12 protein-coding genes and 1 pseudogene are annotated in these 10,884 nt (G+C 56.0%); 9 read left to right on the plus strand and 4 right to left on the minus strand.

From position 1 onward, the window contains the following. The coding region (locus CKW20_RS27745; RefSeq protein ID WP_141228990.1) for a transposase at positions 1-368 on the plus strand (368 nt) is incomplete at its 5' end. A gap of 5 nt (positions 369-373) precedes the next feature. Further along, positions 374-733: pseudogene (locus tag CKW20_RS27750) on the plus strand (transposase); the annotation flags it as partial. 98 nt (positions 734-831) lie between these two features. Here the strand turns inward: CKW20_RS27750 and CKW20_RS27755 are convergent. Continuing rightward, positions 832-1,125 (minus strand): muconolactone Delta-isomerase family protein, encoded by a 294-nt coding sequence (locus CKW20_RS27755; protein WP_095055732.1) that lies wholly within the window; start codon positions 1,123-1,125, stop codon positions 832-834. Between the two features lie 105 nt (positions 1,126-1,230). On the opposite strand from CKW20_RS27755, the gene CKW20_RS27760 reads away from it, so the two are divergent. Next, complete coding sequence (locus CKW20_RS27760; RefSeq protein ID WP_095055733.1) at positions 1,231-2,115, plus strand: LysR family transcriptional regulator; 885 nt, start codon at positions 1,231-1,233, stop codon at positions 2,113-2,115. A 305-nt stretch (positions 2,116-2,420) separates the two neighbouring features. Here CKW20_RS27760 and CKW20_RS27765 read toward each other — a convergent pair whose 3' ends face one another. Then, entirely contained in the window at positions 2,421-2,810 is a 390-nt protein-coding gene (locus CKW20_RS27765) for a MerR family transcriptional regulator (protein WP_095055734.1), read from the minus strand. Between the two features lie 73 nt (positions 2,811-2,883). On the opposite strand from CKW20_RS27765, the gene CKW20_RS27770 reads away from it, so the two are divergent. From CKW20_RS27770 to CKW20_RS27780, 3 genes are all read left to right on the plus strand, one after another. Next, positions 2,884-3,963 (plus strand): SDR family oxidoreductase, encoded by a 1,080-nt coding sequence (locus CKW20_RS27770; protein ID WP_095055735.1) that lies wholly within the window; start codon positions 2,884-2,886, stop codon positions 3,961-3,963. Positions 3,964-4,023: 60 nt separating this feature from the next. After that, on the plus strand, positions 4,024-4,845 hold the full coding sequence (locus CKW20_RS27775) for an MBL fold metallo-hydrolase (RefSeq protein WP_095055736.1): 822 nt from the start codon (positions 4,024-4,026) through the stop codon (positions 4,843-4,845). Positions 4,846-5,015: 170 nt separating this feature from the next. Beyond that, a complete protein-coding gene (locus tag CKW20_RS27780; protein ID WP_095055737.1) occupies positions 5,016-5,423 on the plus strand; it encodes a DUF3224 domain-containing protein in 408 nt (135 codons plus the stop codon). Between the two features lie 566 nt (positions 5,424-5,989). Here CKW20_RS27780 and CKW20_RS27790 read toward each other — a convergent pair. Further along, positions 5,990-6,649, minus strand: coding sequence for a LysE family translocator (locus tag CKW20_RS27790; RefSeq protein WP_095055738.1), 660 nt, complete (start codon positions 6,647-6,649; stop codon positions 5,990-5,992). 368 nt (positions 6,650-7,017) lie between these two features. On the opposite strand from CKW20_RS27790, the gene CKW20_RS27795 reads away from it, so the two are divergent. Then, a complete protein-coding gene (locus CKW20_RS27795) occupies positions 7,018-7,587 on the plus strand; it encodes a DJ-1/PfpI family protein (protein WP_095055739.1) in 570 nt (189 codons plus the stop codon). Positions 7,588-7,761: 174 nt separating this feature from the next. Here the strand turns inward: CKW20_RS27795 and CKW20_RS27800 are convergent, their stop codons facing one another. After that, the gene (locus CKW20_RS27800; RefSeq protein WP_095055740.1) at positions 7,762-9,351 is read right to left on the minus strand and encodes a winged helix-turn-helix domain-containing protein; all 1,590 of its coding nucleotides are present in this window, start codon (positions 9,349-9,351) and stop codon (positions 7,762-7,764) included. Between the two features lie 240 nt (positions 9,352-9,591). On the opposite strand from CKW20_RS27800, the gene CKW20_RS27805 reads away from it, so the two are divergent. Continuing rightward, entirely contained in the window at positions 9,592-10,353 is a 762-nt protein-coding gene (locus CKW20_RS27805) for an SDR family oxidoreductase (RefSeq protein ID WP_095055741.1), read from the plus strand. An 82-nt stretch (positions 10,354-10,435) separates the two neighbouring features. Then, positions 10,436-10,849, plus strand: a complete 414-nt coding sequence (locus CKW20_RS27810; protein WP_095055742.1) for a cupin domain-containing protein — start codon at positions 10,436-10,438, stop codon at positions 10,847-10,849. Positions 10,850-10,884 lie beyond the last annotated feature (35 nt).

Here is a 10,884-nt window from a genome sequence, read left to right on the forward strand (position 1 = left end):
AAACGCCGGAACAACAGGTCCGCCTGGAGGATCTACTGGCGGCCAACCAAGCGTTGATGACGGTCTACTTGATGAAGGCTGAACTCAAAACACTCTGGACCCCGAGTACTGCCTGGGGTTGGCGATCAGCCTGGAAGCAATGGCTGAGCCATGCTCAAGAAAGTGGAATACCGGCTCTGATCCAGTTCGCAAAGCGACTAAAGGGTTACTGGCGGGGCATCGTCAGCCGGGTTCGCTGGCCAATGCACACGGGCCAGCTGGAAGGCATAAACAATCGAATAAAGGTCATTAAGCGGATGGCGTACGGTTACCGGGACAGCGAATTCTTTTTCATGAAGATCAAGAGCGTCTTTCCCGGTAATCCGTGAAGAACCAAAAAAAAGCGGTGCCAGTGATGGGGGCGCTACATGCTTGGATGATCGCCCAGCGTGATCTTGTGCACGATGGTTCGGCTATCAGCAAAGCGTTGGACTACAGCCTGAAACGCTGGACGGCGCTATCGCGCTACCTCGATGACGGGGCCTTGTCCGTTGACAATAATTGGGCCAAGAACCAGATTCGGCCGTGGGCACTCGGGCGAAAAAACTGGCTCTTGGCAGGTTCCCTGCGCAGCGGAAAACGGGCGGCGGCGATCATGAGTTTGATCCTGTCGGCGCGGCTCAACGGGCGCCTACCGACGCAACGGGCAAGTGATATTGCGCAGCTGCTGCCGCATAGGTGGCAACCGGTTTAGTGACGCAAGACGGGAGACCCGGACGCATACCCTAGTTTGACGAATTGCATCGAGTGCCTCCTTGGGCTCTGTACTAAATATTATCGGACGAAGAGCGGTTACTGGATTCTTGGGCCAAATCCACCATAAGGTTTCAACGGTACAACAGAAGTAACTTCCAGCATCCCGGAATTTACCAATGGCAGCGTTGCCAGCTTTTCCCGAACGGCAGTCTCGTTTTCGGCTTCAACCAGTAGGCAGGCGCCCCCCATGTCACCACGGTGCCAGATGTTGCGGATAAATCCCTCCAGATAGAGAGCCCTGGCACGCTGAGCTTCGGCTTCGAGATGAGGCGCAAAATCCGCATCGGAAAAACGCTCCGAGACTCGACGCGAAAGCGTGATGAACTGCATATATATCCCCTTCAAGGCGTTCGTCGTTTAAACAGTTCACGGATAATTGCAAAAAATACTATTCTGGTCCAAGACGCGTTCTACATGACTTGAGACCCGATTCACATGACCTTAGATCTTCGATTGCTTGTTGCGTTTATCGCTGTCGCTGAAACTGAAAATGTCGGTCAAGCCGCCAGCCGTCTACATATCTCGCAGTCGCCTTTGAGTCGGCAAATCATTCAGCTTGAAGCGCAGCTTGGTCTGAGGTTATTCGAACGCGCACGTCAGCGCATGCGCCTGACTGACGAAGGACGTCTTTTCCTTCAGGAGGCGCGCAGCCTGGTCGCCCATGCATCTGAAGTCGAAGCAGCGGCGCGCTGTATCGCTCTTGGTGAGACAGGCCATATTGCCGTGGGTTATGTCGAAGCAGCCATGCACTCCAATGTATTACCGCGTGCCCTTGCGGGTCTGCAATCAGGCCATCAGGCTGCTACCTTCGAACTCCGTCCCATGGGCTCCTCAGAACAATCCGAGGCCCTGCTCGGTAGAGCGCTCGATTTCGGGCTGGTTTATTCAGTTCCTGAGAGCGCAGACATAGAGTCCATGGAGGTTTCAAGCGAAGCGCTACTGCTTGTTCTGGGAAAAAGACATGTTATGGCCACGCAAGCGAGCATTGCTCCTCAAGACTTGAACGGGGAGCGTTGGGTTGCCTTGGCCCGGTCAAAAAATCCTGCGGCCCGCCAGCGTTTTCTTGAGAACTGCTCCGCTTGCGGTTTCTTGCCTGACATCAAGGTAGAGGCGGATGACCTGCTGGCAGCCTTGCGGCTGGTGGCCTCAGGTTTGGGCATTACCTTTGTCCAGGCGAGTCTTCGGGATTTTCTTGCAGATAGCGTCATATTTCGCGAGCTGCCCTGGTTTCCTTCACGGGTCAGGGTCTATGCCATCTGGCGCAAGGACGACCCCAAGCCGCTTGTCGCGACGCTCCGGCAAGCGCTCTTGGCGGCCTAGCATTAATTCTGCAAGGACTAGATTCAACTCCATCTCCACATGAGGACTTGCGTGCCTGCGTGTTGGAGCCAAACGCACGCATTGGCCGTTTTGCCGTAAGCGCCCGCCGAAGGCATCTTGGCTAAGCTATTACAGAGTTACTGCCGCATAAATGGGCGACCGTTTAACTATGCAAGGTGTGTTCCGCGGACGCTTACTGTAAACCTCTGCCACGGCCAGCTCGCCAGCACAATTGTCCGACGCAAGGTCTGTTGGGCGGACGCTTACTGTTCAGGGCCAGGCCAGAAGGTTTTAGAAAACGCGGTTCAGTTGGAAGAGTTGTTCAGCTGCTGAAGCTCAAGTTGCTTGGCAGCACTGGCTTCGAGGTTTGCACGCTCTTCATCCAGATACCGATAAATGCTTTGGAAGTTGGCGATTTTCTGTCTGATTTCTGCCATCTTCTTTTCAATTAGCTTAGCGCCGTCAGCACAATCGATCAGCTTGTTCCTCTGCGCATCCAGAATCTCGCCTATTTCCCCCAGGGAAAATCCCATGCTTTGCGCGCGCTGGATAAAGTCCAGATCTTGCAGAGTTTGCGCTGTGTAAACGCGATAGTTGTTAGTTCGCCGCAGCGGTGAGATCAGACCGATTTGCTCGTAGTAACGCAGGGTATGGCGGCTGGCGCCGCTGCGGGCCTCGAGTTCGCCGATTTTCATGAATACATCGCTTGACTATAGAGTGGGGTCGATAGTTTACGCTTGATTTCTCACCTTACCAAGGAGCAGGGAAATGAGCGTGGAGTGCTTTGTCACGGGGGGGACCGGCTTCATCGGTCAACATTTGGTGGCGCACCTGAGTGCAAAAGGTCACACCATTCGGGTGTTGATGCGTCGCCCAGAGCGACTAGCTGCACTGCGGGAGCAAGTCGACAATTTGGGAGGGAACGCAACCCGGGTATTTGCCGTAGCTGGCGATCTGGAGCGGGACAACCTCGGGCTGAGTCTTGCTGACCGAGAAGTGCTAAGGCACGCCAGAGTCATATTCCACCTGGGCGCCCACTTCGCATGGGGGCTTTCAGTGGAGCATTCTCGTGCGGTGAATGTGGAAGGGGCAAAGCGCGTGGCGCTGTTGGCGGCTGAGCAAAAAAGCCGGTTAGTGATGATCGGTGGCTACATGCTGAAAAATCATGAACATCTGCAACGCATCGGAATTGATCCTCGTTATCCGGAGCTGACGAATTGGCCTGCCGTCTACCGACATGTCGGTGGTTACGAGGGGAGCAAGCTGGAGGCGCATTTTGCGACCCTGGAGGTCATGTCCGCCAAGGGCGGGGAGATTACCGTTGTCCACCCCGCGACGGTTTGTGGCCACAGCCGCACGGGGCATATCCTTAACGGTCAGCCGCTGGTGGAGCTGATACGCAACCTTGTGCAGGGAAAGCTGACTGCAGTACCCGGTACCGCCGAGCACTGGCTGCCACTGGTCACCGTGGATTACCTGGTTGAGCTGGTGGTGGTTTGTGCTTTTGATCCTGCCATGGTGGGCCAGGAACTGCTGGCGCTTGATGACCAAACTCCCAACTTGCGAGAACTCCTGGTACAGGTGGCACAACCTTTGGGCTTAAAGTCTCCCAAGCATTACATTTCACTCCGATTGCTGAAGTTGCTACTGAGTATTCCTCCCGTCGCGCGGTTTTTGAATACAAAACCCGAAGCCTTGGACTTTATCCAGACCACTCGTTTTGATACAGCGGCGGTCGAGCAATTTGCCAACAGGCATGGAATAGCCAAACCGGATATACGTCAGTCTTTGCAACACACTGCAACGTTCGTCAACTCATATTGCATAGCGAAGGGCAAGGCCCGCTGACTTCTCTTGGGGGCGACAAAGCCGTTAGCCCCGATTAAATGGACTTTCCTAAGGTAAGTAATGCGGATTCATCAACTTAGAAGTGCAACCATCGTGCTTGAAATCGGCCCTTGTCGAGTCATTGTCGATCCTATGCTGGGAGAGCAGGGTGCATATCCGCCTCTAAAGGTCTTCAGCAACAGGCAGCGCAATCCAACGGTGCCGTTACCAGCGACTGCAAATGTGCTGCTCGAGTCGATCACGCACTGTTTGATAACGCACTGCCAGAAAGGCCACTTCGATCATCTGGATCGGGCAGCAATAAAATGGTTGCGTGAGAAACAAATCCCGGTGATCTGTACGCCGCATGACGCCAGGTACTTGATCCGGCGCGGATTGAACGTCGCATCATTGCCAGACAATCATCACTGTCCGCAGCCATTTCTCGGCGGCAAGATCAGGACTGTTACATGCACCCATGGGCGGGGGCTTGTCGGTCGACTCATGGAACATGGTGTCGGGTATTTCATCGAGATTGTGGGAGAGCCCACCCTATACCTGGCCGGCGATACGGTACTCACCGACCAGGTTCGACGGTTTGTGGCTCTCCATCAGCCTGCGGTTTCGGTCGTTCCTGCCGGTGGTGCGTGTCTGGATGTCGGTAGCGAGATAATCATGGGGGTTGAAGAAGTCATCGAGTTCACACGGTCGGTTGCTGGCAGGGTCATTGCAAACCATTTGGAGGCCCTTAATCATTGTCCGGTGTCCCGCGAAGAGCTAGCAATGGCGGCAGAGCGCGCGGAAGTCGCTAAGCGATTGCTCATCCCATGTGACGGTGAGGTATTGAATATCCGAACCGTAAGGAGCGGGAGTAAGTACCGGGAAAATGGCCAGTTCTGCTGAAATAGTTGGCATTCGGGTTAAAAAAGACTTCGATAGATGACTTTGCCGGACGCATACGTTGCTGCCGCATAGATGGAAATAGGCTTAGCTCCGCAGAGCGTTTTGGCTCCGTGCGTGCTGTGCTGTGGAGTAGAATGAGAACTTCACTCTTTGGATAGAGACGGATGTGAATGGAAGCGTTAGCCACTTTTTCTACTAAGAATTTCAAACCAACAGGCCTGAGCCCAACCCCCGAGATTACTACCTCCTTGCCAGTGTCTATCAGCACTATGGAGAAATGTTACTCGGGTGCTATCGACGGTATTTCCTCAACAGTTTTTACTGCGGCATTCGACCAGACGACCAGGACGGGCAGTTACATCGCTATTGAGAGCTTCAAAGGTGCGGTGAATGGGAAAGAAGGCGCCTTCAATTTCATCCACTCCGCCTCCACAACCGGCACTGATCGGGCAGATGAATTTTTCTGCATAGTCGGAGGCAGTGGTACAGGTGATTTGAGAGGGATATCGGGATCAGGAGGAATCAAAATCGACACCGATGGCACGCACCATATTTGGTTGAATTACCAACTCGAATAGGTCAGAAATAGTTTTTGCCGCAGAGGACACCATTGCCCTGGATACTGCATCAGGGTAGGTGTCTTCGCCGGACGCTTACTCGAATAGGGCCATTCCAAGCGATGGGCGAGAGTAGGAATACTACGATAAGGAAAGCTACCTGGGACAGGTAGAACAGCTCCAGCCACTGTTGCTTCAATGCGACGTAAAAAGTGTTATGGATTACGTCGACCAAAATAATCGCTACCGTAAGCACGATTCCGGCTCTTGGCTTGATGAAAAGTAGCTAAGCTGCAAACGGGTCAAAAAACGTAAGCGCCCCCCAGAAAATACGGCTGGCCAAGTAAGTGTCAGGCCCGTATCCGTAATCCCAGAGCAGTCCATGCGAAACGTCTGTACGGATGTGATTAGCGGTTGCGATAAAAAGGCAGCCTGCGAACAAGATTCTGACGGCGAATGACAATTTTGCGGCTATACAGAGCCATGATCTCAGCTCTGAAAAGATAAGTTTTAAAGTCGTCAGCATTCATAATCACCGAGGCTCAGCGAGGCTGAAATCTTAGCCCCGCGACGCCAATGTACTGATCCTATTTTTGGCTGAGTGCCGCTATCGATACTCCCGAAGCAACGAAGGTGAGTCCTGCCCCCACGTTCAGGCCATTTACCAGTCGTGGCCTCTGGCGCAAAAATCGGGACAGTGCAGTGGCGAATACGCCCATCAGTGCGAATCCCACTGCCGTCAGTGCGGCGAACCATATGCCGTACACCAGCATCTGTACACTCACTGATCCGCGTTGTGGGTCGACGAACTGCGGGATGAACGCAAGGACGAAAAACCCAGGCTTCGGATTGAGTGCTGCCGAGAGTAATCCCGTGAGGAAAATGCTCGGCAGTGATTGCCGAGTGGCTGGCTGGAAACTAATCAGGCTACGAGAACGTAGGACTTTTATGCCAAGCCAAAGTAAATAACCGGCGCCGATGAGCTTGACGACCCAGAAGGCAACTGCGGACGTCTGCATAAGCAAAGTCAGTCCTAGCGAAGCGGTTGCCACATGAAAGAGAATTCCCGCCCCAGATGCCATGCCCGATACGATAGCGGCTATCCTGCCCTGACTGAGTCCTCGGCCTACGGCCAGCAGATTGTCCGGGCCTGGTGCAAGTACCAATAGCAAGCACGCGGCAGTATAGGCAAGCCAAATATTGATCGGAAACACGGCATTCTCCTTAAGCCTCACCGAGGCATCCATCCTCATGTAGCGCCAGACTGTGCCCGTGCCAGGTTGCAAAGTCAAAGCCACTGAGTTTAAGAAGATGTATTTGCCGAACGGTTGCGTTGTTTCACGCGTCACGCAGTGAAAAGCCCACTGAACCGGGGACGGTCAGTGGGCTTTTTTTGTTCGGTGTCTCGTCCTGAAACAGGTGTAAACCTGATTCAGGACGAGACATTGATTCAAGGATTCCGGTTGTTCGTGGCTTTTGACTGAAAACTTTAGGAGCTGAGGAGCTACCCTGGACTCAGGTGATTTGCCCGGGTGACTGCAATCGACGCGCTGCAGCCATTGAGATCTATTTGTTGTCGCTTTATGTTATTCGTTTTCATGGAGGAATCTGACTGATGGCACGCGTGGGCTTGATACTGACACCTGGTTTTGCGGACTGGGAATACGCTTTCATTGCAGGAACCGCATCCCCGTTTTACGGGATCGAGGTTAGGTTTTTTGCCTCTGCTACGGGGCAGTTCCGCTCGCAGGGTGGATTGGCTGTAACGGTGGATAGCAACTTGCAACAATGCCTCGACTGGAAGCCGGACGTTGTTGTCGTCATCGGTGGAATGATCTGGGAGCGTGCAGATGCACCGGATATTCGGGACTTTCTGCTTGCTAGTCGTTCAAGTGGAGCGGCAATTGCCGGTATCTGTGGGGGAACGCTGGCACTAGCGAGGGCCGGGCTTCTCGACTCGGTTTCTCATACTTCGAACAGCGCTGACTTCTTACAACAGAATGCCGTAGGTTATGAAGGCGCCGCGCTTTATCGAAGCAGTCAAGTAGCTGTGGTTGCCGACCGCATCATAACTGCTCCAGGCTCTGCACCCGTTAGCTTTACCGGCGCAGTGTTCGAAGCTGCCGGACTCTCTTCAGAGATCGTTTCGCAGTTCAGATCATTATTGGCAGCGGAACACGGGTAACTGCTTCGCCTAGAAAAATAGCCGATGAAGTGATGCGTTCGAGTGTCCGTTTCTGGCCAGGAAGCGGGCGCTGGAATCTACCCGAGGGAGCTCTGACACTTCTGCGTCGCCGAAGGATTCTTACTTTGCTATCTCGCTAATAATTGCTGAGTGCTTTGTAAGATATCCATGGGCTCACTCCGACAACCCAGCCAGCCTTAGTCCATCAGCAAACCGCGCAAAATCCTCGGAGCGTTGGATTGGCAGCCACTCCTTCAAGTTGGAAACGCGCAAAGACGGATCCAGCTCATGCAAACGCTGCATCGCCTGCTTCGCTTTGTCCATGTGTCCGCTGAGCGCATGACTGGCCGCCAGCAGGGCAACCGATGCCAAGAGGCAGGGCAGGTTTCTCAGCGCCTTTTCCGCCCAGGCAGCAGCGGGTTCGAAGCGCCCGGCGACGAAGTGCGCGAGCGCCATCCCGACCTGCATTCTGAACATTTCCGGATCCAGCGGGCTCAAGCGAACGGCATGCGTCAAATGCTCGATGGCGGCGTCTGTTTCACCGCGCAGTGCGCGCAGGATACCGCCGAGGAACCAGGCGGGGGCAAGGTTGGGGTTGAGCAGGCGTGCCCTGTCGAGCAGGGCAATGCCGCCATCGATATCGCCGGCGAGATGGGCAAGTGCATGTCCGCCTCGCGTCAGCGCCACGGCATCATCCCGGCCGAGTTCCACCGCCAGACGCGCAAGTCGTGCGCCCTCGGCGATCTCTCGAGGCCGATCGGTCATCCAGCCATTCAACTTGCGCCAGAAGTGGCACCAGGCTGCCATGCCGTAGGCTGATGCAAACTCCGGATCGAGCTCGATGGCCTTATAGAACAACGGCAGCGCTTGCTCGATGGCTTCGCGGGTGCCGTTGTGCAGTTTCGCCATTCCGCGCAGGTAATAGTCGTAAGCGTCCAGGCTTTCCGTTGGTTTGCGCTTGGCACGCTCGATTTCCGCTCGTTCCAGCTGCGGAGCAATGGCGCCGACGACACTCTCGGCGATTTGATCCTGCAGCTCGAAGATGTCGTGGAGCATGCCTTCGAAACGCTCCGCCCAAATGTGCGTCCCGGTCGTCGCGTCGATCAGCTGCCCGGTGATGCGTATCTTGTTCCCGGATTTGCGCACGCTACCTTCCAGTACGTAACGCACGCCGAGCGTCTGGCCGACGCCCTGGACGTCCACGTCCCGACCCTTGTAGGTGAAGCTTGAATTGTGTGCGATGACGAACAGCCAACGGATACGCGACAGGGCGGTGATGATGTCCTCTACCATGCCGTCGGCGAAATACTCCTGCTCCGGATCGCCGCTCAGGTTGTGGAAGGGCAGGACGGTAATGGAGGGTTTGTCCGGCAGGACGAGGGTGGGCGGAGGCGTTTGTTTCAGGTCCACGGGCGTGGGTTCTTCGATGTCAGGCTGTCGCGTTTCCCCTACCTCATCCACCTTGATTTCGCCTACGAAGCGGTATCCCTTGCGGGCGACAGTGCGCACCAGGCGCTGCTCCTCGCCGGTATCGCCGATGGCCTTGCGCACCGCATTGATGTGGCTGGTGATGGTCGACTCCGAGACGATCCGACCGCCCCACACGGCCTTGAGCAGGTCGTCCTTGCTCATCACGCGATCGCAGTTGCTGACGAGCTGCAGCAATAGATCGAAGACCTGTGGCCCGACAGCCACGACTTGCCCGCGCAAGGTCAGTTCCCGGCGCTCCTGATCGAGCACGTAGTCTTCAAACACGAATGGCAAGGTGAGGATCCCCTGGTCGAGCGCCCTCGACTCCGTGTCCGAGCTGGCGATGGGTAAGTGGTGTCGATAATACGGCAGCGCCCGCGGCAAGAGATACCCATTGAATAGCAGTTTTTCTGGACGAAAAACCAAGCTTCCCTGAAGGCAAACCCAAGGCCGGCACAAGGACTTCCCTGACACGCGCTGGCACTCTCAATCTAAATCGACAGCAATGGTGCAGTCGAGAAGCGGAGAGAAACCATGAAGATCGTCGTCATTGGAGGCACCGGCCTCATCGGATCGAAACTTGTGAATATCCTCCGCGAGCGCGGCCATGACGCGCTCGCAGCCGCCCCCAGCACGGGCGTGAACAGCATCACCCGCGAGGGCCTGGCCCAAGCGATGGATGACGCCGATATCGTCGTCGACGTGGCGAACGCGCCTTCGTGGGAAGACCAGGCCGTTCTCGACTTCTTCGAAACGTCGAGCCGTCACCTGCTGGCTGCGGAGGCGGCCGCCGGGGTTCGCCATCACGTTGCCCTGTCGATCGTCGGCAGTGAGCGGCTTCCCGAGAACGGCTATTTCCGGGCCAAGGTCGCGCAGGAAAACCTGATCAAGGCGTCCGGCATTCCTTACACCATCCTGCGTGCCACACAGTTCTTCGAGTTTGTCGGCGGCATTGCGCAGGCGGCCACCGTCGGCGAGGAGATTAGCCTGTCGCCGGCGCTGATCCAGCCGATGGCGTCTGACGACGTGGTGGCGGCGCTCGCCGAGGTCACGCTGGCAACGCCGGTCAATGGCACGGTGGAAGTCGCCGGTCCCGAGGCCATGCCACTCGACGAACTGGTCAGGCGCTTCCTGCGGGTCACTCAGGACACGCGTAAGGTCGTGCCGGATGTGCACGCGCGCTACTTCGGCTCGGAGCTCGACGATCAATCGCTGACCCCCGGCAAGAACCCGCGCCTGGGCGCGATCCGCTTCGAGGACTGGCTCGGTCAGTCGACGGCCAAAGCCGGGCGCTGAGGCTACCCAAGACTCATCAGGAAAGCGTCGGCTCGGTAACGGGCCGCGCCATCACAACACATACGCATAAAGGAGAATTGCCATGTTTACCCGATATCTCTTGGCCGCTGCCTTCGCAGCGCTGTCGATCACCGCAGCGTCGGCCGCTGAGCCGCCCGCAGGCAAGGTGACGGTCGTATTCGACCGCCCAATTCCCAACATCCCAGGCAAGAGCATGAAGGGTGTGCTGGTCGAGTACGGGCCGGGCGCCGCGTCGCCGTCCCACACCCATCCGAAAACGGCCTTCATTTATGCAACGGTCCTGGAGGGTTCGTTTCGCATCAAAGTCAAAGGCGAGCCGGAAAAGATCTACAACGTCGGCGAAAACTTCGTAGAGGAGCCGGGCTCCGTGCACGAAGTCAGCGCCAACGCCAGCGACACGAAGCCCGCACGCCTGCTGGCCGTGTTCGTCCTCGACAGCAACGAAAAGGAGCTCGTTACACCTATTAAGAAGTGAGCCGATCAACGCGCTCATCGACGCTCAACAGCCGG

This window comes from Pseudomonas sp. Irchel s3b2 (assembly GCF_900187445.1).
Taxonomy (GTDB): Bacteria; Pseudomonadota; Gammaproteobacteria; order Pseudomonadales; family Pseudomonadaceae; genus Aquipseudomonas.

Coding starts and splice junctions, on each gene's coding strand:
- CKW20_RS27810 (WP_095055742.1), top strand. CDS start 10,436: ATGTTTACCCGATATCTCTTGGCCGCTGCCTTCGCAGCGCTGTCGATC.
- CKW20_RS27795 (WP_095055739.1), top strand. CDS start 7,018: ATGGCACGCGTGGGCTTGATACTGACACCTGGTTTTGCGGACTGGGAA.
- CKW20_RS27775 (WP_095055736.1), top strand. CDS start 4,024: ATGCGGATTCATCAACTTAGAAGTGCAACCATCGTGCTTGAAATCGGC.
- CKW20_RS27755 (WP_095055732.1), bottom strand. CDS start 1,125: ATGCAGTTCATCACGCTTTCGCGTCGAGTCTCGGAGCGTTTTTCCGAT.
- CKW20_RS27760 (WP_095055733.1), top strand. CDS start 1,231: ATGACCTTAGATCTTCGATTGCTTGTTGCGTTTATCGCTGTCGCTGAA.
- CKW20_RS27770 (WP_095055735.1), top strand. CDS start 2,884: ATGAGCGTGGAGTGCTTTGTCACGGGGGGGACCGGCTTCATCGGTCAA.
- CKW20_RS27805 (WP_095055741.1), top strand. CDS start 9,592: ATGAAGATCGTCGTCATTGGAGGCACCGGCCTCATCGGATCGAAACTT.
- CKW20_RS27765 (WP_095055734.1), bottom strand. CDS start 2,810: ATGAAAATCGGCGAACTCGAGGCCCGCAGCGGCGCCAGCCGCCATACC.
- CKW20_RS27790 (WP_095055738.1), bottom strand. CDS start 6,649: ATGGATGCCTCGGTGAGGCTTAAGGAGAATGCCGTGTTTCCGATCAAT.
- CKW20_RS27780 (WP_095055737.1), top strand. CDS start 5,016: ATGGAAGCGTTAGCCACTTTTTCTACTAAGAATTTCAAACCAACAGGC.